The organism is Vibrio sp. IB15 (assembly GCF_016406055.1).
In the GTDB taxonomy this organism is placed as follows: Bacteria; Pseudomonadota; Gammaproteobacteria; order Enterobacterales; family Vibrionaceae; genus Vibrio; species Vibrio chagasii.
Map to the genome: position 1 here is coordinate 79,662 of NZ_JAEFCE010000006.1, position 25,727 is coordinate 105,388.

Below are 25,727 nucleotides of genomic sequence, written 5' to 3' on the forward strand. Positions count from 1 at the left end.
GAAGCATGACAGATACTACTCGCCCGACTCACACGACAAGCGCTTTTGGTAAAGACAGCTTTTACGGCAAAGATATCGCAATGACTGTCATTGGCGCTGGTTCTTACGGGACCTCTTTAGCTATATCTCTCGCGCGTAACGGTGCAAATGTTGTTCTTTGGGGGCATGACCCTATCCACATGGCCCGCCTTGAATCAGAGCGCGCTAACAATGCATTTCTTCCTAATATCGATTTCCCAGAAAGTCTGATCATCGAGTCAGACCTCGAGAAAGCGGTGACAGCAAGCCGTGACCTCCTAGTCGTCGTTCCTAGCCACGTGTTTGGCACCGTTTTAAATAGTCTAAAGCCTCATTTATCAGAGAATTCTCGCATCTGCTGGGCAACGAAAGGGTTAGAGCCGGAAACAGGTCGCCTACTCAAAGATGTCGCACACGATGTACTTGGTGGCAATTACTCTCTAGCGGTTCTATCCGGCCCTACTTTTGCCAAAGAACTAGCGATGGGTATGCCGACAGCAATTTCAGTCGCGTCACCAGATGAGACCTTCTTAGAAGAGCTTCAAGAAAAAATTCACTGTGGCAAGACATTCCGTGTATACGCAAACTCAGATTTCATTGGTATGCAGCTTGGTGGTGCGGTTAAAAACGTTATTGCGATTGGTGCTGGCATGTCGGATGGTATTGGCTTCGGTGCTAATGCACGTACAGCGTTAATTACCCGTGGTTTAGCTGAGATGAGCCGACTGGGTGCTGCTCTTGGTGCACAACCAGAAACCTTCATGGGTATGGCGGGACTTGGCGACCTAGTACTAACATGTACCGACAACCAATCGCGTAACCGTCGTTTTGGTTTAGCGTTAGGTTCAGGTAAAGATGTTGATACCGCCCAAGAAGAAATTGGTCAAGTGGTAGAGGGTTATCGCAACACTAAAGAAGTTTGGTTACTATCAGAACGCATGGGCGTTGAGATGCCAATTGTTGAACAAATTTACCAAGTGCTGTATCAAGGAAAGGATGCACACTTAGCTGCGCAAGATCTACTTGCTCGAGATAAAAAGTCAGAAAGATAATATGAGCAGATGCGGGATGCGAAAAGAGTAAAAGCAGATACGAGATTCGGGTAAACGAGATACGAAGAGAGCAAGAGCAAATTGAGCTCTTAATGACGGCTACTTTTCGTTACTCGAATCTCGGTTACTCGCTTCTGTTCTTGTAGCTCTTAGAAACTCTCATCTCGCCATCGCATCAGCCCCTGATAAAGAATGGATGGAAAAATGAAACACTGTGAACAACAAAAAGTTTGGCAATGCATCGTAAAAGAAGCTCGACAGCAGTCTGAGCAGGAACCTATGCTTGCGAGTTTTTACCATGCCACGATTATCAACCATGAAAGCCTAGGGGCCGCACTCAGTTACATTCTTGCTAACAAGTTAAAGACAGCCTCAATGCCTGCGATGGCAGTGCGTGAAGTTGTTGAACAAGCCTTTGAAGAAGATGACTCGATCATTGATGCGGCCGCTTGTGATATCTGCGCGACAGTTACTCGAGATCCGGCTGTAGAAATGTACTCTATGCCATTACTCTACCTTAAGGGCTACCACGCACTGCAAGGTTATCGCGTGGCTAACTGGTTATGGAAGCAAGGGCGTATTGCACTTGCCACTTACCTGCAGAATCAAATTTCAGTCGCATGCCAAGTGGATATCCACCCTGCAGCACGTATCGGCAAAGCTATCATGCTCGACCACGCGACTGGTATTGTTATCGGTGAAACGGCGGTAGTCGAAAACGACGTATCCATCCTTCAAGATGTTACTCTCGGCGGTACCGGTAAGGAAGGCGGCGACCGTCACCCTAAAATCCGTGAAGGCGTGATGATTGGTGCTGGTGCGAAAATACTCGGCAATATTGAAGTGGGTGAAGGCGCTAAAATTGGCTCTTGTTCTGTGGTACTACAAGCTGTACCACCACATACTACGGTCGCTGGTGTTCCCGCTAAGATTGTCGGTAAGCCAAAGACAGATAAGCCTTCTCTTGATATGGACCAAGGGTTCAATGGTCGCTCACAAAGCTTTATCCATGGTGATGGGATATAAAACAGCACTAACGGGATACGAGTATCGAGATATGAAGAGATTAAAAGCAGAAGCGGAAGTCAAGTAACCGAGATACGAAGCGAGTGTGGATTCGATTCAGCGGAATTCGAAAATTTAAGAGCAGATGAATACAACTAAATGACGATAATGATGAAACATATTCGAGCTATCAGCCGAACTCTTCTTATATCTACCAGCCTCAGTGCTGCGCTTTTATCAACATCGTCATTTGCCGCATCTCAAGGTGAATTAAAGGGTGTGTCTAGCGAGATCTCTCGCCAGCAAAAAGCCCTCTCTTCACAGCAAAAGAAGCTCGATAGTCTACAAGCGAGCCTAAAAAAACAAGAGCTATCAATAGCTGCACTGGGAAAAGCCATCCAAGACAGTAAAAAGCAGCTTAATACGGCGAATGCCAATATTGCTAGCTTAGATGCTAAGATCAAAGCTCTTACCGCTCAGAAAAAAGCTCATACCGATAAGTTGGAACAACTGATTCAAACTTACTATATGACAAGCCGCGCCAAAGCCTCATCTAACATTCTCAACACGGGCGTCGAAGAAGATCGTATTAGCCATTACTACCAACATCTTGCTAAAGCCCGTTCTGCAACAATCAAAACCATTGAACAAACACAACTTGAGTTAGAAGAAAGCCATAAACAGCGCCAACTTGAACAAGAGCAGATCGCAACTCTGTTAAAACAACAGACAACAAAACGCGATAAATTAGCCCAGACTCAAACGCAGCGTAAGAAAACCGTTGGCAGTATTAAGAAAAACATCTCAGGCGATAAAAATTACTTAGCCGAGCTGCAGCGTAATGAGACTCGCCTCAAAGCGGAGATCGCCAAAGCAGAGAAAGCTGCACGAGAAAGACGTAACGCGGTGCCTATGGATGGCTTAGCAAAACGTAAAGGAAAACTACCTTGGCCAATCAAAGGAAAAGTTCTGCATAACTACGGTTCACGCCAAACCGGACAAGTTAATTGGAAAGGGATGGTAATCAATGCCAAATATGGTCAGCAGGTTAAATCTGTTTACTCAGGCACCGTTGTATTTGCTGAGTACCTGCGAGGTTATGGCTTAGTAGTCCTTCTTGATCACGGTAAAGGTGACATGACGCTTTATGGCTTTAACCAAGCACTACTCAAGAAGGAAGGCGATAAAGTGAAAGCCGGTGAAGCGATTGCCCTTGCTGGTGATACTGGTGGTCAAACTCGCCCATCCCTCTATTTTGAAATCCGCAGAAACAGCCAAGCTCAAAACCCAAAGAGTTGGTTGGTCAGATAAAAGCAGCTACGGGATGCGAATTAGTATCCCATACCGCACTTACTCGTATCTTTCTATTTAGAGTTCAACGCCCTTACACCATCTTCCAATAATGTCAGCTGTTCAAAACCTTGCGCGGTGGCAATTGGTTTAACGGTCGCGATCATCTGCAACATACCTTGATGAACAACCTGCTCCGTTATTTGCGCTTTTGGGGACATCGCAGACTGGTAAGCTAACCAGCCCGATGCAATCAAGTGAAGAGACGTCACCATCGATTTCATCTCTGAATCGGACGCTTTCAGCAAGTTCAATTCAACAAAAGCTCTCATAATATCGACAAGGTTAGTTTGTAACCTTTCTTGCACAGCCATGTAATCAAGATGAAGTTTCTCGTCACGAGACAAGATTTCAGGAAGGTTTGCGTAGAAGAATCGGTACTTCCACATCAGAGTAAATATCGAATCTAGATAGTGTTTTAATAGAGTGAGGCTCTCTTTCTGACCTTGGATCGGGGTAAACCTTTCCAGCAATTCAGTAGAGTAGAGGGTAAAGATATCACGGACAATTTCTTGCTTGTTACGAAAGTGGTAGTAGAGGTTACCAGGGCTGATCTCGATGTGGTCAGCAATATGATTAGTCGTAATACTACGCTCACCATGCTCGTTAAAAAGCTCTACAGCAGCGTAAACAATCTTGTCACGTGTTTTCATTATTTATTAGTATCCCTATCCGTTTAGTGGTTCAGTATATCGCCACTAAACAGATAGATCGAGCTGTTAACATCTGGTCTAATTAGCACTAGCTAAAATAGAACCAAATCAATCACTGCCAAATAAATCTCGTGTGTAAACCTTATCTGCCACATCAGCGATCTCTTTTACCATTCGATTGGAAACAATCACATCAGACACCGCTTTAAATTCAGCAAGGTCAGAATAGACTTTCGAATTGAAGAAGTGCTCTTCTTGTAATACCGGTTCAAACACAACCACTTCGATGCCTTTCGCTTTCAAACGCTTCATAATCCCTTGAATTGAAGAGGCACGGAAGTTGTCCGAACCTGCCTTCATGATCAAGCGATAAATGCCGACCACTTTAGGGGAACGCTTGATGATTGAATCCGCAATAAAATCTTTGCGGGTACGGTTAGCGTCAACAATAGCACCGACAATGTTATTTGGTACATCTTGGTAGTTAGCTAATAGCTGTTTGGTATCTTTCGGTAGACAATAGCCACCATAACCAAACGAAGGGTTGTTGTAGTGATTGCCAATTCGAGGGTCTAAACCCACACCCTCTATAATCTGGCGAGAGTCTAATCCATGTGCTTCCGCGTAAGAGTCAAGTTCATTGAAATATGCAACACGCATTGCTAGATACGTATTAGAGAAAAGTTTTACTGCTTCAGCTTCCGTAGAGTTGGTGAACAAAACATCGATATTGTCTTTTTCAGCTCCTTCGACAAGCAGTTCTGCAAACACTTTAGCTCGCTCAGAGCACTCGCCAACAATAATTCGAGAAGGGTTCAAATTATCGTACAACGCTTTACCTTCGCGTAAAAACTCAGGGGAAAACATGATATTTTCGCAGTCCAGCTCTTGCTTGACCCGTTCAGTATAGCCAACAGGTACCGTTGATTTGATGACCATTACAGCTTTAGGATTTACAGCCATCACATCTTGGATAACAGACTCAACGGAGCTGGTATCAAAATAGTTGTTTTTAGGATCATAATCAGTAGGCGTTGCAATAATGATAAACTCAGCATCTTCATACACTGATTTATCGGTTGTAGCCCTGAAGTTCAGCGCTTTGTTTGCCAGAAAGTGTTCTATTTCAGCATCAACAATAGGCGACTGCTTATTGTTAAGCATCGTCACTTTTTCATCGATGATATCTACTGCGATCACTTCATGATGCTGTGCTAGCAACATCGCATTTGAGAGACCTACATACCCTGTACCGGCTACTGCAATCTTCATGATAATACCTATAGTTTTGAGAAATTAACTCAACAAGATTTATAACTTAGCTTGCCGTATCATACTCTGGTTGGGAAATTATTCCACTAGCCCGCCTTATCCATTCCTTGCTATACTCGTGATAGTTTTTTATTCAAAAGAGTTAGAGAATTATGATTATCGTAACCGGTGGTGCTGGCATGATTGGCAGCAATATTGTTAAAGCGCTTAACGAAGCGGGCCACAACGATATTCTAGTCGTCGACAACTTAAAAGACGGTAAGAAGTTTAAGAACCTTGTCGATCTAGACATCACAGATTACATGGATCGAGATGACTTTCTAACTCAAGTAATGGCTGGCGATGACTTCGGCCATATTGAAGCGATCTTTCACGAAGGTGCATGCTCTACGACCACTGAGTGGGATGGCAAATACATGATGCTTAACAACTATGAGTACTCAAAAGAGCTGCTTCATTACTGTGTTGAACGTGAAATTCCGTTCCTATATGCCTCTTCCGCAGCAACGTATGGTGAAACTGATACTTTCATTGAAGAGCGTGAATACGAAGGTGCATTGAACGTATACGGTTACTCAAAACAACAGTTTGACAACTACGTTCGTCGCCTAACGGCTGATGCAGCAGCGCACAACGAGACACTTTCACAAATCGTAGGCTTCAGATACTTCAATGTTTATGGCCCGCGCGAACAACACAAAGGTAGCATGGCATCCGTTGCCTTCCACCTGAACAACCAAATGAACGCTGGTGAAAATCCAAAACTGTTTGCAGGCAGCGAAACCTTTAAGCGTGATTTTATTTATGTTGGCGATGTGGCTGCGGTAAACCTCTGGTTCTTAGAAAGTGGCACTTCTGGTATTTTTAACCTGGGCACCGGCAATGCAGAGTCATTTGAAGAAGTAGCAAAAGCGGTAATCAAACATCATGGCAAGGGAGAAATTGAAACCATCCCATTCCCAGACCACTTAAAAGGCGCTTATCAAGAATTCACCCAAGCTGATTTAACTAAACTACGCGGTGCAGGCTGCGATATTGAATTTAAGTCTGTCGCCGACGGTGTTGCCGAATACATGAAGCTTATTAATGCATAATAAGTGAGAAAACACTAACTTAATGATGGACTCTCTTGATGGGTCCATCACTGAAAAATATAATCATTTCCTGAGTCGCGAGCTATTAGCCCGTTTCCCTAATAAAAATGTAGTGTATTGATGACCACACAACGCAATGACTTTGACCCAAAAGCATACAATCCTGAATTTGAATGGGGCTTTTTAGCACCGAAGTACTGGGGCACCTGGGTCGCAGTACTGCTATCTTCGTTAGTTAGCTTTTTGCCTAATAGTATTCGTTTATTTATAGCTAAATTTATGGCTAGACAAGCCGTAAAAATAAAGAATAAAGCCAACCGTCGAGCGCGTGTAAACCTTGAGATGTGTTTTCCTGAACAATCAATCGAACAGCGCGAAGAAGTCCTTTATAAGTCATACGTTACATCCATCTCATTTTTGATGGGCTTTGCATCCCTAACCCTCAAAAGTAAAGGTTGGTTAGAGAGTAATACGTCAATTAACGGTCTGAGCAACCTAACCGATATTACGAATAGTGGCGAGAATGTTATCTTGTTAGTACCACATACATGGGCTATAGATATCCCAGCAGTGTTGCTAGCATCACGCAACCTACCAGTATCTGCAATGGCGAAAGCCCAAAAAAACAAGCTCAGTGACTGGCTGATGCATCGACAGCGCGTACAATACGGCGGTCGAGTTTATGACCGTAGCGGCGGTATAAAACCTTTCATTAAATCTGTACGAGATGGTTACCTAGGTTATTACCTTCCTGATGAAGACCTTGGTCGCGAGCATAGTGTCTTCGTAGACTTCTTCGCGACACAAAAAGCAACTATTTCAGGCCTTGGTCGATTATCTAAGCTGAGCAAGGCTAAAATTGTTCCACTATTCGCTCAATACGATAGCAACACTGGCCAATACACTCTGGACTTCTACCCCGCTTTACCATTTCCAACAGGAAGCGAAGAACAGGATGCGCGTATGATGAATCAATGCATTGAAGATTACGTGAGCAAAAAGCCTGAGCAATATATGTGGATCTTAAGACTGCTTAAGACTCGTCCGGATAGCAATATTAACCCTTATACATAACATGTGAAACATGCCAAATTTAAATTTAAAAAAAATCATCGATATTATTATCTTACTTCCAATAATATGGCTATTTAGTGGTTTCCTAATAGTTCCTGGTGCTGATAAAAGTATAGTTATAATTTTTTTGATATCTATAATAGTATCGATTGGATATCATAAACTTGATAACATAAAGAAAAATTACAAAAATCCTTATATACTAAGTCTTTTTGTGATTTCTATATTTAATGTATTATTTTATGAAACAATTGGATTTGGCTCTGGTGAGTTAAGGAGTTACTTAGCAGCTATGCTTTATCTTTTGGTATTACCTAAAGATATTTTAAATTTTAAAAATTTAAAATGGTTGTTATTGTTTGCTGCGTTCCTGTCATTTTTAATGCTGACTTATAACAGATATGGATTAGATATTGAGAGAGGAATTCGAACCGTCAACCCAATACCTTATTCGATAACTTTAACATTATATGCAATATCTGCACTATACCTATGTTTATTTAAGAAGTGTAAAATATCGATTGTGAGCTATACATTATTAGTTATGGGAATATTTATAACTGAAACCAGAGGCGCCATATTCCCACTAATAATAACATCTTCCCTTCTTGTTTTTTTATATTTAATAAATAACAAGAGTATAAAGATGAAACACTTATTCGTTACAATCATTTCATTGTCTGTTATTTTTATGGCTTCGTTTGAAGTTATAAAAAACAGAACTGAAGTTACACTAGTTGAAATTCAGAGATTATCAGATGGTGACATGAATTCTTCGATCGGACTGCGTTTCCAATTTTGGAAAGCAGCCCAACAATTATATGCACTTAGTCCCATTTACGGATTAGGTGACTCTCATGCAGATGAATTAAAGACATTAAATCGAAAAGGTAAAGTCTCTGATGCTGTAGCTAGATACTCGCCGACACATTACCATAACCAATATATAGATAAACTAGTGAAAACTGGGATAATAGGTTGTATACTATTACTAGCGATTCAGGTAATCCCATGCATAATATCCTTTCGTAAAAAAACAAAAACTAGAGTTCTTGTGTACACATTAACAATGTTAATCGCCTTAGCATGTTTAACTGATACACCAATGAGCCAACCTTTTTCATTGCTACCAATTTTACTACTCACTTATTTCTTGTTGAATTGTAATGAAGAGAGTGTAAATTATGATACTGAGATGAAACCTCACTAGCTAAAAACTTGTTAGGGAATGAACATTGAAATTCATCCGGTGAAAGAATTAGACTATCCATCATGTTAGATAGTTTTTCTGTATCATGATTAGGGGAGATAACATTTTCATTATCTCCTATAATTTCTCTAATACCTCCACTACAGTCAGTAGTAACTACTGGAGTATTCAGTGCAATCGCTTCGATCAATACAGTAGGAAGACCTTCAAAGTCAGAGCTTAGAACTAGACCTTCTGCTTTTTTTAAATAAGGATATGGGTTGTCTGTGAACCCTTTAAATATAACCCTATCTTGTAGACCTAAATCACTAACTAATTTTTCTGATTCTGACTTTAAACTTCCGTTCCCAACAAGCAATAGCTTTACATCACTATTTTTAATTTTGGAAAATGCTTTAATCAACCGGTCATGACGCTTTTGACGGTTAAATCTTCCTATATGAATAAGATATCTAGCCTCTAGATCTTCTACTATTGAATTTGACAAAGCTTGAAGGTCAGACAACTCTGTTGGGTTATAGATAACTTGATTATCAAATGGTGAATAGAACTCCTCATTATATTCAACTTCTGCAGCTTGGGAAACGAATACTAGTGGGTGATTGCGATACAATTTATTGATATTATTTTTTATTTGAATTTTTTTAAAAAAACCTTTGCCCGATAAAAATGCTGTCTTATAGGAATTGTGTATTACGTGATGGACTTTTAGTTTACTCTCAGACATAATTTTATCAGAGAGTAACATATTACTCAGTATAAATGCATCTTGAGATATATTATTACGTATATAATCATCTACAGCTTTTGCTACATTTTTTTTATATATAAGACGCCTTAATCCTTTTTTTGACACATTACAAAAATCACTAACAAAGTGTACCCTGTATCCTTCAATATTATGCTCAACCGCTTTCTCTATAGAAACAATATGACATTCATAGCCTTGATATTTTTCCATTGCTTTGTAAAGGTTAAGCACGAATTTCTCAGCACCACCACCACGTAGAGCTGATATTACAAAAACCATCTTTCTTATCAAAATAATGCCTCTAAACGTTTATTTAAGTCTAAAAGACTTTGTTTCCATTTATTATATATATCAGCCTGTATCTCAGCTTCATCATCCTTTATTAAGGTCACTCTACGGCAAAACCCTTCAAAGCCCATACCAGCGCTAGAGTAAACAGATAAGATCATTGGTGAATTTGAAGAAGAAAATACTAATAATTCCAATGGAATTTTACTTTTTATAAAATTTGACGTTGGGAATGCACTTTTGTACTTACATTCGTTTTCTCTAGGATGTACTTTAAAAGCATATGTCCAATTTTTAGCTTCAAGATGCTCCATCATTCTTCGGTAAATATTGATATCATATCCCGAGTCACTCATTCCTGATATAGATATAGGTTGAGTTGCAATGATCACATCAGGAACATCAACACTCGAATTATCCAATTTAAATATTGAATATAAAAATGTATTTACGTTATTAGAATCGATAAAGTCTATACGTTGTACTTTATTTTCAATCTGACTAGCTGCTAGTTCTGGCTGTAATAAATAAATAATTTTACAACGTTTATCATCTCCAATATAACGCCGACCTTTTTTATTAGACAAAAATCGATCTGTGAGACTTAACTCCGAACCTGTATAATTAGATAACCCATCCTCTATAACCTCATAATAGGGAAAAGCCAAACGTATTAACCTGGAAAGTCGGTTTCGGTCATTAAATAAAAATAAACGAGTTTTGTTTTTTGAAAATGGTTCACTCAATATGTCATTTTCATATAACTTTCTAGCTGTTCTTTTTTTGAAAAATTCATTCTGACAATTGGCGGCAGCAAAACATTTATGAATCATCCCTAAACTACCTCTATATATTTCTTTAAGGCATTTTTTTCTACCTATAAATTTCACCGTAATGGTGCTAGGTAAAATAGATAAATCAAAACTATCAGGCTCCAAACCTTGCTGGTCAGTAACAACTATTATTCGGCTTTCCTTCTCTACTTCTTTTAATGACCTCAATAAAGCAAATAGAAAGTGACGCAACGTAGAACACAAATACAGGTTCATAACTATTTACTCAACAATCTATAAAAAAATTCCAGATGCTTTTTCACTGTTACTCGTGAGCTAAAGCTTTCATCTAGGCGCTTCTTGGCCGCTTCACTCATGGCTGTGCACTTGGCCTTGTCTTGTGCGAGCTTGTCCATAGCCTCACCCAATGCTTTAGCGTCTCCCGTAGGGACAATATAACCCGTTTCACCATCCACAACGAGTTCAGGTGCTCCACCAGTAGTCGTGACTACAGAAGTAGTACCATTAGCCATTGCTTCAACAATAGTGCGTGGTAGCCCTTCTCCGCTGATCGATGGTTGAACTTGAAAGTCTGCCATACACATGATCGAAGGAATGTCAGTTCGATGACCAATGTAATGAATTCGCTCACTCATAGGACTCGCTTTCATCTCATCAAAGTGAGGCTCATAGCCGCTACCCGCTAAAATAAGGTGGAAGTTGGGTGCCGAAATGTATTTGGTCGCTTCAAGCAAAACGGAAATACCTTTGCTTGGCCTGACGTGCGCTGCAGTAATCGCAACAACATCCTCTTCACTCAAACCAAATTCAGAGCGCTCAGTTGGTGGTACCTTGTACCAATCCAATTCATGCCCTTTGTATATGGTAACAACGTTATCTTTGTTCTTCCAAACGCGCTTCACTACATCCTGTCGCACTGCTTCAGACACACATACAATGCCATCTACACGAGGATGGAGCTGAGTTAGGTAAGCACTTGGGTCATGTCGATATAGCCCGCCAGTAGTACCTCGATAAACAACCAACTTAACGTCAAAGCCAATACACGCAAAAGCTGCATTGGGTATTGTCTTAGAGTTAAAAGCATAGCAGATGTCGTAATTGTGCGTTTTTAACTCATGACGGATCTTTTTAATGGTATCAAAACAAATTTTACGTTTAGGATAGCCATCAACAACTCGGATGCCGTGCTCTTCTAGCTTCGATACGTGCTCAGATTCTCCCTGAGTCATGATCGTCACTTGATGCCCTTGACGAGCTAGCTCGATAAAAATCGCAGCCTCTGGACGCAAACTGTTCCATGCATGTAAGTAAGATGCACAAACTAAAATCTTCATCTCTCGGTCCCTATTTAGCTTGGTCTGTTGAACTGTCTTCTGAGCGATTTTCAAGAATCCACAAACCGACATATTTATTGAAATTCACTTGAGCGTAAGTCATAGCCATAATGAAACCGACACTGCCATCCATAAAACCACGACGGATAATATACACAAGGAAGAACGTCCACATCGCTCGAAGTAGAGCAAGGAATAAGCCGTGTGATTTCTTACCTTTACGGTGATATTTTTGAGAACCAAGCCAAGCATATTGCGCCGCTTTATCTAAGCCGTGCCCATAATCTCGATGGGTGTAGTGGAGTAAGTATCCTTTCAGGGTACCCGTCGTTCCTTGTTCCGGCACAACGGTTTCGTGCACTTCATCCAAGGTATATCGAGAGCCCTCTCTTTTGAAGAGTCTCAACACAGCACGAGCACTACGGCCATACTTAAGTGTTGTTCCATAGAGCGTTACTCCCCAAGGAAGTTTATAAGCGGTATGTTTAATTTGATCTTGTTTTAATAACTCAACAAGAGCATTACTCATTTCAGGGTCTAAAGCTTCATCCGCATCGATTGATAACACCCAATCACATGTCGCTTTATCTAATGCTCTTTGCTTTTGCTTACCAAAGCCCGGCCAATCGGTGATGGTCACGTTGTCTGTGTATTTTTGGCATATCTCAACGGTTGTGTCCGTTGATCCGCTGTCTAACACAATTAGCTCATCGGCAATATCAACCACAGATTTTAGGCAAGTTTCAATTCGGTCTTCTTCATTCTTGGTAATAACAATGACAGACAGGGTATGTTTTCTCATTATTCAGCCCTAGAATTTCCAATAGTTTAATGATTTACGGATTTTAAAGTTACGAATCCAATTTTTTGGTTTTTTATCCTGCCAACCGCTTTCTAGCACATCCGTAATAGCACTCAGAACTCTCGCTGAGGATTGACCGTCCAAATATGGCGTTATTGACGGACCATAATTAGCGATGGCTTTGTCTCTTACTTCATCCGGTAGCATCGCTTGTTGAATTGCGGATTCTAACTGCTCTGCTTGGGTAATATTGATGACACTCGCTTGAGGGGCTCGGTTATTTACCGTAACAACCGGCTTATTGAGCAACAAAAACTCCTGAAAGATCGATGAGTTGTCACATACCATCACATCAGCACGATGCTGCATTTCAATCACTCGATCATTGTCGAAGAACAGAAGGTTGTCCCCTTCCAACGCCTGGTATTTTTCTCGTGTCTCTTGCTTCATTTTAGGATGCAATGTGACTAACCATTGCCACTGGCTCAGTTTGCTTAGGCGCTTAAGCTCTTCATAAACCAATTCAGCACAGGATAAACTTGGCGAAAAAGTGGAAGCGAATAGAATTTGAGGTCTTTCAAAATGCTTGTCACTGGCTTGGTAATTTAACAAGCTATCTAGCTTCAACCAACCAGTCTCTTTGACTTGAAAGTAGCCGCGCTGCTTAGCTAATGGCTCCAATGAGTTGCTTCTTTCATGGCCTTCTGTGCAATACAAATCAAATAGACCACGCTCAGGATATAAGTTCCCTCGTTTACTCTCATTCAAACCGTGAAACACTTGCACTTTCAACCCTGGAATGAAAGCAGGAACGCGGTCTCCGGGTACTAAAACAGCAGAAGGATTATAGGCGACAGCTTCTGTCAAAGACACGCGCTGCTCTTGCTCTAATAAGAGATGTTCAGAAGCATCCTCACCAACGAGCAACCACTTTACGTCATGGCCAAGTTGCTTCGCGTAGTTATAAAATGGACGAAGGATAGCAAATGAGTAGTTCTGCTCGACATAGAGCAAAAAACGATAGGATTGATCGGTTTGAATAAGCGATGAGATAGAGTTCACCATTTCCGTTTGAAAGTGTCACTAAGCATTTAATTATAACGCTCTTTACTTTCGAGATTGAAGAAAATACTCTTCTGATTACTGATTTTACCCTCTGGTGTCACTGTTCTTATGCTTATACGACTTATATACACTCTTATATTGTCATTGGCCTCTCCACTGCTCCTCTATGGGCTTTACAAGAGCAAACCCGGAAAGCCAAGTTTCGGCAAGCGCTGGAAAGAACATTTCGGTATCACGCCACAAGTTCAAGGTAAAAACCCTATCTGGATTCATGCGGTGTCGGTGGGTGAATCTATTGCTGCGATACCTATTATCAAGCAATTGAAGCAGCGAGCCCCAAATCAAGCCATCATCGTTACCACGACAACCAGCACAGGTGCTGAGCAAATAGACAAGCTGGGTGATTTGGTCGAACATCGCTACATGCCGATTGATTTTTCTTGGTGTGTAGGAGGTTTCCTTAAATCAGTAAAACCAAAGCAAATGTTGATTATGGAAACAGAGCTTTGGCCAAACACGTTGCATTGCGTCGCGAAAGCTGGAATTCCTATTTCAGTACTCAACGCTCGCCTTTCTGAACGTTCGTGCCAACGCTACGCCAAATTCCAACCCGTGTTTAACCTTCTAGCTAACAACCTTTCTCAGGTACTCTGCCAATACCCTAGTGATGCGGAGCGTTTTGTTAGGCTAGGTCTAGATAAAGCATCTGTGCATGTGACGGGCTCTATCAAGTTTGATATTGAAGTCTCTGCTGAACAAGTTGAAAATGGCAAAGCATTAAGGGAGCAATTTGGCTTTGATCGCGATGTCTGGATTGCAGCTAGCACTCACCAAGGTGAAGACGATGTTGTTTTAGATGCTCATAAGCAACTTATAAAAAACAATCCGAATGCGCTACTCATCATCGTGCCTCGCCACCCAGAGCGATTTAACCAAGTGGCAGAGCTCGCTAAGCAGCACAACTTCAACACCGTCACTCGAACGAGTCAGCAACCATTAACATCTGATGTTGAAGTCTATATAGCTGATACGATGGGAGAAATGTTGGTACTGCTCGGCGGCGCTGATGTCTGTTTTATGGGCGGAAGTCTTGTAGGCGATAAAGTAGGTGGTCATAACCTGCTTGAACCAGCAGCCCTGCAATTGCCTCTACTGAATGGTCCTAGCTACTTTAATTTTAGCGAGGTTACCGACAAACTGCTTGAGGCGCATGCTGTCACTATTTGTCAAAACAGTAATGAGATTACTGGCCAGCTCAAAGAACTATTCGCCCAACCTGATTTGCGTAAAGACAGAGGGTTAGCGGCTTACCAAGTAGTTAAGCAGAACCGAGGGGCATTGGATAACACCTTACAACGCATCATTGGCTAACAACCATTCGATTTCGTTAGCCTTGGTAGCCTGTTAAAAGAGGCTCCCAATCCGACTCTTGCCATTGAATCTGGCGCTTGTTTACTTCTTTTAGGAATGAGCGCTTTAAGCGATTCAAGTTGCCTTCTTTCCAGTCATCACCCGCTTGCTGACTACACTTGTCAAAGTCAATAATCCACACCTTTTGTGAATCATCAAGCAGGATATTATGAATGTTAAGATCAGTGTGATTAACCCCAGCATCGTGCATTTTACGTATCTCTTGACCAATTTTTTGATAAATATCCGCACCTAGCGAATTAGCTACCAAGACATCAACCAGATCTTTCGCATTGGGAATCCGCTCTGACATCAGATCTGCACGATAAAATAGCCCGCTTTTCGTCGCCCGAGCCGCAACTGGCCTAGGTACATTCACGCCAGCGTTAGCCAATACGTTAAGCACATTAAGCTCCATCGCGCAGCGCGTACTTTCCCAATCAGAGAATCTATATTGATCTTCAACGAGTTTGCCAAATAGCCCACCACGACGATAGTGACGCAACGCGGCTTGCATTCCATCAAGTTGAATAAACCAGGTGGTACCACGGCCCTGTGCACTCCCTGAAATAGCATCACGTTGCTGCCAGTATTTTGCCTCAAAGATCTGAACCATCTCACCCTCCGGCACTTGTGTCAGAAGTTCAGGGTCATACCAAATTATTTGGTTCTTAGTGTTAATCGTTTCCATCTATGAGGCCTTTGGGTCGCTTTTCGTCATTGCTATTTTACAACTAATGCGAGTATCTGCATAATTCTGATGTTATTCACTTTTTCGGACTCTTTATGTCACTGTTCTCAACTGCACCTCAATCTCTTTGCATACTTCGCCTATCCGCGATTGGCGATGTTTGTCATGCTATTTCTGTGGTTCAAGCCATCCAGAAGCAGTGGCCTGAAACGAAAATTACCTGGATAACCGGAAAAATAGAGGCCATGCTTATCGGCGACCTGCCAGATATTGAAGTCGTTGTTTTCGATAAGAAACAAGGCTTCAAAGGGATGCGTGAATTATGGCGCCAATTGTCAGATCGCAAATTTGATGCGCTGCTACACATGCAAGCCGCACTCAGAGCCAGCGTACTTTCCTGGGGAATAAAGGCGAAATTTAAGGTAGGATTTGGCAAAAACCGTACCCGTGAAATGCAATCACTCTTTACTAATCGCCACCTGCCTATTTCAGACAAGTTTCATGTATTAGATAACTTTGCCGAATTTGCTCGCTACATTGGTGTGCCCTTCGATAAACCCCAATGGGATATTCCTCTAACACCGGAAGACGAACAACTAGCCATCGACACCATGGCTGGGAAACAAACCTTAGTTATCTCTCCTGCTGCAAGCAAAGATTCACGTAACTGGTTAACTGAACGATATGCCGCTATTGCCGATTATGCAGTAGAAAAAGGGATGCAAGTGGTACTGTGTGGCTCTCCAGCGCCAAGAGAGGTAAACCTTGGTAAGGACATCGAGTCGTTATGCCAATCTCCTGTCATCAACTTAATTGGCAAAACTAACCTAAAGCAACTCACCGCTGTACTGAAACATGCGACCGTGGTAATCGCACCAGATACCGGCCCAGCGCATCTAGCGACGACACAATCAACACCTGTTATCGGGTTATACGCACACAGTGATCCTCGAAGAACAGGGCCCTACAATGACCTTGATATTGTGGTCAGTGTTTATCAACAGCACGTAGAGGCGCAACAAGGGAAACCGGTTAAAGACCTTCCATGGGGAACTCGAGCAAAAGGCGATGATTTAATGAAAGACATCACGCTCGACATGGTAAAACAGACATTAGACAAAGCTATAAACTCGATTAAAACACCAAGCAAGGACAGCTAATATGACCACACACGTTATCTACCCAGGTACTTTTGATCCGGTAACCAATGGTCACCTCGATATCATCGTCCGTGCTGCAAGCATGTTTGATCATATCACCGTCGGTGTCGCCGCGAGCCCAAGTAAAAAGACCATGTTTAAGTTAGATGAACGAGTAGAACTGTTACGTGATGCCGTGTCTCACTTGCCTAATGTATCTGTTGAAGGCTTTTCTGGTTTGCTTGTCGATTTTGCCAAAGAGCAGAAAGCTAACGTATTAGTACGTGGCCTAAGAACAACTATGGATTTTGAGTACGAATTTGGCCTCACTAGTATGTACCGCAAGCTTCTCCCCGGTCTTGAAAGCGTGTTCCTAACTCCTTCGGAAGAGTATGCCTTCCTATCTTCGACGATTGTTCGTGAAGTCGCGATACATGGTGGGGACATAAGTCAGTTTGTGCCACAGAAAGTTGCAGATGAAATCAAACTGAAAACAATGAAATAACCCTGTATTCAAAAACAAAAATAGCGCTCATTGAGCGCTATTTTTATTCGAAACTATCAATTAAAACCAGTCAGAAAAGAGAACAACCATTACAAAAACTCAAAGTGAGTGATAACATATCATTCTTGTATATAAACAAATACTGTTATGAAAGCATACTGCATTACTCTAAAAGGCAATAATAGCCGGCAAACTTCAACAACGTACGCTATTAATAGTGTTCTCGCTGATTTTGATTTCTTTATAGGTGTAGATGCTCGATCCGATAGGCACCCTCTATTGGCAAAAATTAAAAATAAAGCATTTTTATACAATATGGGAAGACCTCACGCGATAGGAGAGGTTGGGTGTTATGCAAGCCACTACCTTGTGTGGCAGAAATGTGTTGAACTCAATGAACCTATATTAGTCTTCGAAGATCATATTACCCTTAACGCTGATCTCTTTCGTAAGTCTTTAAATATTACTAAACAACATATCGAGAAGTGCGGTTTTATTCGCCTGCAAGATAGTAAAAACAAATTACTTTACTCGGTTGAAGAGTATGATACTCAACAACTTGTAAAATACTTAAAGGTACCTCAAGGGACTGCATGCTATGCTATAACTCCAGATGCAGCAAGAGCTTTCATTAAGCACAGTTCAACCTTCAAATACCCTGTTGATGTATTTTTGAGAAACACATGGATACATAAACAACCGATGTTCGGGGTTCGTCAAGCAGGCTTACAGCGAAGTCAGCAACCTTCAATTATAGGTAATCGTAAGCATAAAGGCAGAAAAAACTACTTTGTCGCTAGTATGAAAATCCTAAACAAAATAAAAAGCATGACACTCAATCTAGCGACTAATATTTATCACCTGCTTAGTTTAAGCATTGAATATAGACCTAAGTTAAAATGATAAAAAATAGCGCTCGTTGAGCGCTATTTTTATGACTGCAATTAGGTTTACAGTGAGTAGTAAGCTTTATACCAATCCGCGAATGCTTTGGCGCCTTCTTGGATTTTTACTTGTGGCTTGTAGCCAACCGCTTCAAACAAATCTTCAGTATCGGCGTAAGTCGCGTACACATCACCGGGTTGTATTGGCATGAAGTTCTTCTTGGCTTCGATGCCTAAAGCCGTTTCCAATGCTTCAACGTAATCCATCAATTTAACTGGGCTACCATGACCAATGTTGAACACTCGGTATGGTGCTGAGCTAGTTGCCGGTGAGCCTTGTTCTACTGTCCAATCTGGCTGTTTTGCTGGAATTCGATCTTGCACGCGAATAATACCTTCTACAATATCATCGATATAAGTGAAGTCGCGCATCATGTCGCCGTTGTTGTAAATATCGATCTCTTTACCCGCTACGATTAAATTCGCAAACTTGAACATCGCCATATCAGGGCGGCTCCAAGGGCCATAAACCGTAAAGAAGCGTAGACCTGTTGTCGGTACATCGTATAGATGAGAATAGGTATGCGCCATTAGCTCATTCGACTTCTTAGTCGCTGCGTACAATGAGATCGGGTGGTCAACGCTGTCTGCCGTGTGGAATGGCATTTTCTGGTTCAAGCCATATACCGAGCTTGATGAAGCATAGACTAGGTGTTCAACCTTGTTATGACGGCAGCCTTCCAAAATAGCTAAGTGACCAACAAGGTTGCTGTCAGCATAAGCCATTGGGTTATCGATTGAGTAACGAACGCCAGCTTGTGCCGCTAAGTGAATAACGCGGTCGAATTTTTGCTGTGCGAAAAGCTCAGCGATACCCTCTCTATCAGCGAGATCAAGCTCGATAAAGGTAAGGTTTTCATGTTCGATTCGCTTAAGGCGGTCGTGTTTCAGAGAGACTTCGTAGTAGTCATTTAGGTTATCGATACCAATAACCTCATGCCCTGCCGCACATAGTCGCTCTGACACTGCAGAGCCAATAAAACCAGCAACGCCAGTTACTAAATATTTCATTCTACTATTCTCAATTCATATAATTAGTACAATTGTAGCTACTCGCTAGCCTATCGACTAGCAATAAAAAGTGAACACGAGTTCAGATTTTCTATACTTGGCACTCTTCGCAATAAAACGTATTACGTTGTCCGATTTTTAGCTCTTGAATCAGCGCTTCGCAGCTTGGGCATTTTTCACCTGCTTTACCATACACTTGCAGCTCTTGTGCGAAGTAGCCTGGTTTACCGTCAGCCTGAGAAAAATCTTTCAACGTAGTACCACCTTGCTTGATAGCCGTCGCGAGCACTTGTTTGATCTCATCGGTTAACAAGATCCATTCTGCTTTGGTTACTTTGTTTGCTGATCGTAACGGGTGGATTTTTGCAGAGAACAAAGCTTCATTAGCATAGATATTCCCGACACCGACCACCACTTTGTTGTCCATGATGAACTGCTTAACCGCGACTTTACGCTTTTCTGCTTTTTCAGCGATATAGTCAGCGTTAAAGTAATCCGTTAACGGCTCAGGGCCAGAGCCAAGCAACACAGCGTGGACTTCATCAGGTGCTGACCACAACCAAGCACCAAAACGACGCGGATCGTTATAGCGCAGTACTTTGCCGTTAGTGAGCTTGAGATCCACGTGATCGTGCTTTGCTGCTGGGAAATCGGCATCTAATACGCGCAGTGATCCCGACATTCCAAGATGAACAATTGCAGTTCCTGTATCAGTTTCAATCAACAGATACTTAGCACGACGTGAGATCGCACGAATCACCTGCCCTTCTAGCTTTTTAAGCTCTTGTGGGATATCCCAGCGCAGCTTTGGCGTACGAAAGGTCAGTGTCTTAATGGTCTCGCCGACTAAATGAGGTGAGATCCCCATGCGGCTTACTTCGACTTCGGGTAATTCAGGCATAATCTAATCGTCCGATTTTAGGGATTCTCTGAGCTAAGACTTGGAAACAGGTAGCTCTCTTCAATAGACACCGCCAACCACTGATCATTCCAGTTTTTTAACAGCCAAAACTCAGGCAGCTGATAATAAGTAATGCGTTGCGGCTCTTCTTGGTCTTGATACCACACTTCTATGGTATGCGGGGTATTAAGCTGAGAAGCAAGGCTAGTATAGGTTTGTGAGTCCACCTCGGTGCCAACAAGTTGTTGCCAGCGTTGAGCGCGTTCTTGAGCGCTAATGCTTTGAGCTGGGGCGGAGCCTTTCAATTGATAGCCCCACTGGCCATCTTCGAGTACCAATGACCACTTAGCAAAGTGCAACGCTTGAAGCTCTGCTCCAGGATTTAACAGATAGGGATAGGGGCTACTAACCTGTTGCTCAGGTTCTGGCTCGATAAGATACGCTTTGATCAAAGTAGGAAGGTTGAGCACCCCAATAAAAGCGATCACGCTTAACATGAGTATGTTGTTCCACCTGCGTCCACGATATCTCATCTGATTCTGCCATCTAACCTATTGAGTCTTCAGTATATCGTGAAAGTGGCGATACTTTCTATGTTGCTATTTGTACCGGCTAGATCCTTATAAAAACTAAAAGGTACGTGAGGTCACCAAATTTTAGGTATAAAAAAACCCAGCGATTAAGCTGGGTTTTTCAATTCTTTCTTCTACTGAAGAAGAGCCAAAAAAGCATCAATTACTTGATTTTCGCTTCTTTGTACATAACGTGTTGGCGAACTACTGGATCAAACTTTTTGATCTCAAATTTGCCTGGCATGTTACGCTTGTTCTTATCAGTTGTGTAGAAGTGACCAGTACCTGCAGAAGATACTAGACGAATTTTCTCACGAATGCCTTTAGCCATTGCTTAATTCCTCTTAAACGTTTTCGCCACGTGCACGAATATCAACAAGAACAGCATCGATGCCTTTCTTATCAATGATACGCATGCCTTTAGCAGTTAGACGTAGTTTAACAAAACGTTTTTCGCTCTCTACCCAGAAACGATGAGTTTGTAGGTTCGGCAGAAAACGGCGCTTAGTAGCATTGCGTGCGTGTGAACGGTTGTTACCCGTTACTGGACGCTTACCAGTTACTTGGCATACTCGGGACATGAATGTCTTCTCCAATCGTTTCAGCTCGATATCAACCTTGGTGGCCGAACCTCTCTATCAATTAAAATAGAAGGTAAAAACCGTTATGGAAAATCCATACAAGGCTATCAAAGGTCGCGCATTATACTAACTTGACACGCATTGCTCAAGACCCGAACAGATCCTTTTTGCGGATTTCGTGATCTTTTTTTGTGCAGCGCAGCTTGCTTGAGTAATCAGAGCTGATTTTAGGTCTAAAAATGTGGGCGGAATGATAGCAGATTTAACGTAGTTAACAACCTAAAATGTGATTCAAATCCATCCGCGCTCAGCAAAAGAGACAACTTCACCGTCTCCGACAACAAAATGGTCGAGAATTCGAATGTCCACCAGCGCCAAGGCATCGGTCAATCGGCGAGTTATTCGCCTGTCAGCTTGGCTCGGCTCTGCGATACCCGAAGGGTGATTATGTGCCAATATGAGGGCGGCAGCATTATGATGAAGTGCCCTTTTAACGACCTCTCTGGGATAAACCGATGCAGCATCAATCGTCCCCTCAAACATTACTTCATCCTTTATTACCCTATTTTGATTATCAAGGAACAATATATAGAAGGCTTCTCGCTGGCGGTCGCGCAGCATACTCGACAGATAGAGCTTGGTATGACTCGGGCTGGTCAGTGCATCGCCTCGTGATAAGGTCTCAGCAAGGTAACGCTGCGTCATCTCCAGTACGGCTTGCAATTGAACATACTTCGCCTGCCCCATCCCCTTGTGAGCACAGAACTCAGCTTGTGTTGCTGAAAAAAGGTGCCTAAGCGAACCAAAGTCCTTAAGCAGCTTGTCTGCCAGCTCTAGAACGTTCATTCCTTGCGTGCCCGTTCGAAGAAATATGGCTAGCAGCTCTGCATCACTCAAGGAATCAGGCCCTCTGGTGAGTAGTTTCTCTCTTGGCATCGATTCTGCGGGCATTTTATTTATCGGCATAGAAGAGCAAATCCATTGCTTATGAACATAACCCATCAGCGTAACTATCGTGTATCCAGAGATCCTTTAATAAAGAGAAAGTCAGCCGAGCCATCAACAAAATCGTGTAATTGATAAGTTTGATAACGCCAATTTGATGAGCGTCAAGTCTGTTCAAGTTCTGCTTCTAGGCACTCATCCTTTGTTCTGATATCGTAAGTCGCAGAAAAATTAAGGAACAGAATCATGCAAACACAGGTTAATCCACTGAGTAACGCTGACCAACAAGGCCTAGCAGGGAAAAAAATTCTTCTTGGTATTAGTGGTGGTATCGCTGCTTACAAATGTGCCGAGCTGACTCGACGTTTGGTTGAACGTGGGGCACAAGTGCAGGTCGTTATGACCAATGCAGCCAAAGAGTTCATCACTCCACTGACCATGCAGGCGGTCTCGGGAAGGCCAGTGTCTGATAGTTTGCTTGATCCTGCTGCTGAAGCTTCAATGGGTCACATCGAACTCGCAAAATGGGCTGATTTAGTATTGTTAGCACCGGCGACTGCCGATCTTATTGCACGCATGACTGCAGGCATGGGTAATGACCTACTGACCACTTTGGTTTTAGCGACCGATGCACCAGTTGCGGTATCACCGGCGATGAACCAACAAATGTATAGCCACCCTGCCACTCAAGAGAACATCGCGACGCTAAAACGTCGTGGTTGTGAGATTTGGGGGCCAGCGGCTGGCGAACAAGCGTGTGGTGATGTAGGCATGGGCCGCATGTTAGAGCCAATGCAGCTTGTACACCGCTGTGAAGACTTCTTCCAACCTAAACCACTTGCTGGCCGCTCTGTACTTATTACTGCAGGGCCAACTCGTGAAGCCATTGACCCTGTACGTTACATCACCAACCATAGCTCAGGTAAAATGGGCTACGCGTTAGCTGAAGCCGCAGCTAAACAAGGCGCAACGGTCACTTTAGTGAGCGGCCCTGTGTCACTCGCTACACCAGACAAAGTGACTCGCGTCGATGTCGATAGTGCTCAACAGATGTTTGATGCCGTTACTGATCGCGCCGCTCAACACGATGTTTTCATCAGTTGTGCCGCGGTTGCTGATTACCGCCCTGAGACCATTGCAGACCAGAAACTTAAAAAAGTAGATGGCAAAGATGACATGACGATTCAAATGGTGAAAAACCCAGATATCGTCGCTTCTGTCGCGGCAATGACTGAAGGCCGTCCATTTACAGTGGGGTTTGCGGCTGAAACGCAAGATGTAGAGAAATATGCCCGCGGTAAGCTAGAGCGAAAGAACCTCGATATGATTTGCGCTAATGATGTTTCTGTCGAAGGCCAAGGCTTCAATAGTAGCAGTAACGAATTGCACCTTTATTGGAAAGGTGGCGATAAATCTCTGCCATTGGATAGCAAAGGTGCGCTTGGATTCCAGATCCTTGAGCAGATCCAACAACTGCTAGAAAAAAATCACTAACTCACTGATTAAAGCAATATTGTCGGATAAGTAGACAATTTTGAGCTGACAATCTGCTGACACCTCTAGATTCTGTTGACCTAGGGCTTACAAAACTAGGAAACAGAATTGAATGGTGTTTATAATCCTTCTTCACTCAATCCTCATCTTTAGGAAAGGAAGTAAATAGATGGCTGGTACTCGAAAATCAAACCGTCGTGAAGAAATCCTACAAGCTCTCGCACAAATGTTGGAATCGACCGAAGGTGCTTCTCGTATCACGACGGTAAAATTAGCCAAGCAAGTTGGCGTTTCTGAAGCAGCACTTTACCGCCACTTCCCTAGCAAAGCTCGCATGTTTGAAGGCCTTATCGAGTTTATTGAAGAAGCCTTGATGTCTCGAATCAACCGCATTCTGGATGAAGAGAAAGACACGCTAGAGCGCATACGCCTAGTACTGCAACTGATCTTAGTTTTCTCAGAACGTAACCCAGGCCTGACTCGAATTTTATCTGGTCATGCTCTAATGTTTGAAAACGAGCGCCTACGTGACCGCATCAATCAGCTATTCGAACGCATTGAGACTCAACTTCGTCAAATTCTGCGAGAGAGAAAGCTTCGTGAAGGAAAATCATTTCCCGTTGATGAAAAAATCTTAGCGGCACAATTGCTCGGCCAAGTTGAAGGCAGCTTGAATCGATTCGTACGTTCTGACTTCAAATATCAACCAACAGAAAACTTCGATGCTTATTGGGCACTACTCAGCGCTCAGATTAAGTAGCAATCCAACTTTAAGTGATGGTTATGACGAAAACTTCTCCGACAAGCAGCACTGCACAACACGTTATTACTAAGCCGCCTTTTACGCTGGCACTGCTTCACCCAAAATATTGGGGAGTATGGTTCGGCTTTGGGCTGTTGGCGCTTATTGTTAACGTTCTCCCTTACCGCTTGTTATTACTGTTAGGCCGATCATTGGGCACTTTGGGCGCTCGTTATGGCAAAAAACGCGTCGCAGTCGCCACTCGCAATTTAGAACTCGCTTTCCCAGATAAGCCAGCAGATGAAGTCGCGGCTATGGTGAGCGAGAACTTTAAGAATACGGGCATGGCGCTGATCGAAACCGGCATTACGTGGTTCTGGCCAACGTGGCGCTTTAAGCGAATCTTAGTAGATAAAGACACCCAAATGCTGCGTACGCACAAAGCCAATGGCAAAGGTGTTCTTCTTTGTTGTGTGCATGCCTTGAACTTGGAGATCACCGCGCGAGCAATGGCTGTACTCGGTATTCCTGGCTTAGGAGTGTATCGTCCACACAACAACCCTGCTTATGAGTTTATTCAGTACCGCGGTCGTACCCAAAACGGCAACCGCCTAATTCACCGTAAAGATGTGAAGCGCATGATCCGAATCCTGCGTCAGGGTGAGATCCTCTTCTACCTTCCTGATCATGATTACGGTCGCAACAAATCTGTATTTGTGCCTTTCTTCGCCGTGCCTGATGCGTGTACGACGACTGGTACTAGCATTCTGGCTTACACCAGCCGCTGCGCGATTGTTCCGGGTTCTGGCTTTAGAAACGACAACGGCAAATATGAAATCATGGCCGATGAGTCCATCGAAGATAACTACCCGCAAAAAGATGAGAAAGCGGCTGCCGCTTACATGAATAGCTATCTTGAAAAGATTATCTTACGCGCACCAGAGCAGTGGATGTGGCTGCACAAGCGTTTCAAAACTATGGAAGACCCAGAAGCTGAGCGCGGCATTCGTTATAAGTAGATTAGCTG

Annotated in this window: 27 protein-coding genes; 13 read left to right on the top strand and 14 right to left on the bottom strand. The window is 42.7% G+C overall.

Annotated features, from left to right (window positions below):
• Positions 1-5: 5 nt before the first annotated feature.
• The 3 genes from gpsA (at position 6) to JC606_RS03820 (ending at position 3,386) form a co-directional block, all read left to right on the top strand.
• Entirely contained in the window at positions 6-1,070 is a 1,065-nt protein-coding gene (gene gpsA, locus JC606_RS03810) for an NAD(P)H-dependent glycerol-3-phosphate dehydrogenase (protein WP_198778041.1), read from the top strand.
• 204 nt (positions 1,071-1,274) lie between these two features.
• A complete protein-coding gene (gene cysE, locus JC606_RS03815; protein ID WP_102424919.1) occupies positions 1,275-2,096 on the top strand; it encodes a serine O-acetyltransferase in 822 nt (273 codons plus the stop codon).
• A 138-nt stretch (positions 2,097-2,234) separates the two neighbouring features.
• Complete coding sequence (locus JC606_RS03820) at positions 2,235-3,386, top strand: murein hydrolase activator EnvC family protein (RefSeq protein WP_137406328.1); 1,152 nt, start codon at positions 2,235-2,237, stop codon at positions 3,384-3,386.
• Positions 3,387-3,439: 53 nt separating this feature from the next.
• Here the strand turns inward: JC606_RS03820 and JC606_RS03825 are convergent, their stop codons facing one another.
• Together JC606_RS03825 and JC606_RS03830 are read right to left on the bottom strand one after the other, a co-directional pair.
• Positions 3,440-4,078, bottom strand: coding sequence for a TetR/AcrR family transcriptional regulator (locus tag JC606_RS03825; RefSeq protein ID WP_137406329.1), 639 nt, complete (start codon positions 4,076-4,078; stop codon positions 3,440-3,442).
• 108 nt (positions 4,079-4,186) lie between these two features.
• Entirely contained in the window at positions 4,187-5,350 is a 1,164-nt protein-coding gene (locus tag JC606_RS03830; RefSeq protein WP_198778042.1) for a nucleotide sugar dehydrogenase, read from the bottom strand.
• A gap of 152 nt (positions 5,351-5,502) precedes the next feature.
• On the opposite strand from JC606_RS03830, the gene rfaD reads away from it, so the two are divergent.
• The 3 genes from rfaD (at position 5,503) to JC606_RS03845 (ending at position 8,728) form a co-directional block, all read left to right on the top strand.
• A complete protein-coding gene (gene rfaD, locus JC606_RS03835) occupies positions 5,503-6,444 on the top strand; it encodes an ADP-glyceromanno-heptose 6-epimerase (protein WP_198778043.1) in 942 nt (313 codons plus the stop codon).
• 120 nt (positions 6,445-6,564) lie between these two features.
• Complete coding sequence (gene lpxM / locus JC606_RS03840; RefSeq protein ID WP_198778044.1) at positions 6,565-7,518, top strand: lauroyl-Kdo(2)-lipid IV(A) myristoyltransferase; 954 nt, start codon at positions 6,565-6,567, stop codon at positions 7,516-7,518.
• Positions 7,519-7,528: 10 nt separating this feature from the next.
• Entirely contained in the window at positions 7,529-8,728 is a 1,200-nt protein-coding gene (locus JC606_RS03845) for an O-antigen ligase family protein (RefSeq protein ID WP_198778045.1), read from the top strand.
• Here the strand turns inward: JC606_RS03845 and JC606_RS03850 are convergent.
• The 5 genes from JC606_RS03850 to JC606_RS03870 are packed head-to-tail and all read right to left on the bottom strand — an operon-like array spanning position 8,661 to position 13,741.
• A complete protein-coding gene (locus tag JC606_RS03850; protein ID WP_198778046.1) occupies positions 8,661-9,770 on the bottom strand; it encodes a glycosyltransferase in 1,110 nt (369 codons plus the stop codon). The two genes, JC606_RS03845 and JC606_RS03850, sit on opposite strands and share 68 nt — an antisense overlap.
• Positions 9,767-10,816 carry a glycosyltransferase family 52 gene (locus JC606_RS03855; protein WP_198778047.1) on the bottom strand — a complete coding sequence of 350 codons (1,050 nt, stop codon included), beginning with the start codon at positions 10,814-10,816 and terminating at the stop codon, positions 9,767-9,769. Before JC606_RS03855 ends, JC606_RS03850 begins: the two co-directional genes overlap by 4 nt.
• 2 nt (positions 10,817-10,818) lie before the next feature.
• The gene (locus tag JC606_RS03860) at positions 10,819-11,898 is read right to left on the bottom strand and encodes a glycosyltransferase family 4 protein (RefSeq protein WP_198778048.1); all 1,080 of its coding nucleotides are present in this window, start codon (positions 11,896-11,898) and stop codon (positions 10,819-10,821) included.
• A gap of 10 nt (positions 11,899-11,908) precedes the next feature.
• Positions 11,909-12,700, bottom strand: coding sequence for a glycosyltransferase family 2 protein (locus JC606_RS03865; protein WP_198778049.1), 792 nt, complete (start codon positions 12,698-12,700; stop codon positions 11,909-11,911).
• 9 nt (positions 12,701-12,709) lie between these two features.
• Positions 12,710-13,741 (bottom strand): UDP-N-acetylglucosamine 2-epimerase, encoded by a 1,032-nt coding sequence (locus JC606_RS03870; RefSeq protein WP_198778060.1) that lies wholly within the window; start codon positions 13,739-13,741, stop codon positions 12,710-12,712.
• Between the two features lie 132 nt (positions 13,742-13,873).
• Between JC606_RS03870 and waaA the strand changes: the two genes are divergently transcribed.
• Positions 13,874-15,136 (top strand): lipid IV(A) 3-deoxy-D-manno-octulosonic acid transferase, encoded by a 1,263-nt coding sequence (gene waaA / locus JC606_RS03875; protein ID WP_198778050.1) that lies wholly within the window; start codon positions 13,874-13,876, stop codon positions 15,134-15,136.
• Positions 15,137-15,152: 16 nt separating this feature from the next.
• Here the strand turns inward: waaA and JC606_RS03880 are convergent, their stop codons facing one another.
• A complete protein-coding gene (locus tag JC606_RS03880; RefSeq protein ID WP_198778051.1) occupies positions 15,153-15,866 on the bottom strand; it encodes a 3-deoxy-D-manno-octulosonic acid kinase in 714 nt (237 codons plus the stop codon).
• A 95-nt stretch (positions 15,867-15,961) separates the two neighbouring features.
• Between JC606_RS03880 and JC606_RS03885 the strand changes: the two genes are divergently transcribed.
• From JC606_RS03885 to JC606_RS03895, 3 genes are all read left to right on the top strand, one after another.
• The gene (locus JC606_RS03885; RefSeq protein WP_198778052.1) at positions 15,962-17,026 is read left to right on the top strand and encodes a glycosyltransferase family 9 protein; all 1,065 of its coding nucleotides are present in this window, start codon (positions 15,962-15,964) and stop codon (positions 17,024-17,026) included.
• A 1-nt stretch (position 17,027) separates the two neighbouring features.
• Positions 17,028-17,510, top strand: coding sequence for a pantetheine-phosphate adenylyltransferase (gene coaD / locus JC606_RS03890; protein WP_004741421.1), 483 nt, complete (start codon positions 17,028-17,030; stop codon positions 17,508-17,510).
• Positions 17,511-17,657: 147 nt separating this feature from the next.
• Positions 17,658-18,413 (top strand): glycosyltransferase family 25 protein, encoded by a 756-nt coding sequence (locus tag JC606_RS03895; protein ID WP_004741422.1) that lies wholly within the window; start codon positions 17,658-17,660, stop codon positions 18,411-18,413.
• Positions 18,414-18,460: 47 nt separating this feature from the next.
• Here JC606_RS03895 and JC606_RS03900 read toward each other — a convergent pair whose 3' ends face one another.
• From JC606_RS03900 to radC, 6 genes are all read right to left on the bottom strand, one after another.
• Complete coding sequence (locus JC606_RS03900; protein ID WP_004741423.1) at positions 18,461-19,465, bottom strand: NAD-dependent epimerase; 1,005 nt, start codon at positions 19,463-19,465, stop codon at positions 18,461-18,463.
• 91 nt (positions 19,466-19,556) lie between these two features.
• A complete protein-coding gene (mutM, locus tag JC606_RS03905; protein WP_004741424.1) occupies positions 19,557-20,366 on the bottom strand; it encodes a bifunctional DNA-formamidopyrimidine glycosylase/DNA-(apurinic or apyrimidinic site) lyase in 810 nt (269 codons plus the stop codon).
• A gap of 17 nt (positions 20,367-20,383) precedes the next feature.
• A complete protein-coding gene (locus JC606_RS03910) occupies positions 20,384-20,899 on the bottom strand; it encodes a hypothetical protein (RefSeq protein ID WP_198778053.1) in 516 nt (171 codons plus the stop codon).
• A 202-nt stretch (positions 20,900-21,101) separates the two neighbouring features.
• Positions 21,102-21,269 carry a 50S ribosomal protein L33 gene (gene rpmG, locus JC606_RS03915; protein ID WP_002535344.1) on the bottom strand — a complete coding sequence of 56 codons (168 nt, stop codon included), beginning with the start codon at positions 21,267-21,269 and terminating at the stop codon, positions 21,102-21,104.
• 13 nt (positions 21,270-21,282) lie between these two features.
• Complete coding sequence (gene rpmB / locus JC606_RS03920; protein ID WP_004728407.1) at positions 21,283-21,519, bottom strand: 50S ribosomal protein L28; 237 nt, start codon at positions 21,517-21,519, stop codon at positions 21,283-21,285.
• Between the two features lie 291 nt (positions 21,520-21,810).
• Entirely contained in the window at positions 21,811-22,485 is a 675-nt protein-coding gene (gene radC / locus JC606_RS03925) for a RadC family protein (RefSeq protein ID WP_004741426.1), read from the bottom strand.
• 225 nt (positions 22,486-22,710) lie between these two features.
• Between radC and coaBC the strand changes: the two genes are divergently transcribed.
• From coaBC to lpxL, 3 genes are all read left to right on the top strand, one after another.
• Entirely contained in the window at positions 22,711-23,958 is a 1,248-nt protein-coding gene (gene coaBC / locus JC606_RS03930) for a bifunctional phosphopantothenoylcysteine decarboxylase/phosphopantothenate--cysteine ligase CoaBC (protein WP_137406346.1), read from the top strand.
• 169 nt (positions 23,959-24,127) lie between these two features.
• The gene (gene slmA, locus JC606_RS03935) at positions 24,128-24,718 is read left to right on the top strand and encodes a nucleoid occlusion factor SlmA (RefSeq protein ID WP_004741428.1); all 591 of its coding nucleotides are present in this window, start codon (positions 24,128-24,130) and stop codon (positions 24,716-24,718) included.
• A gap of 17 nt (positions 24,719-24,735) precedes the next feature.
• Positions 24,736-25,719: an LpxL/LpxP family Kdo(2)-lipid IV(A) lauroyl/palmitoleoyl acyltransferase gene (gene lpxL / locus JC606_RS03940; protein WP_061033129.1), complete on the top strand. Its 984-nt coding sequence runs from the start codon at positions 24,736-24,738 to the stop codon at positions 25,717-25,719.
• Positions 25,720-25,727: the final 8 nt, after the last annotated feature.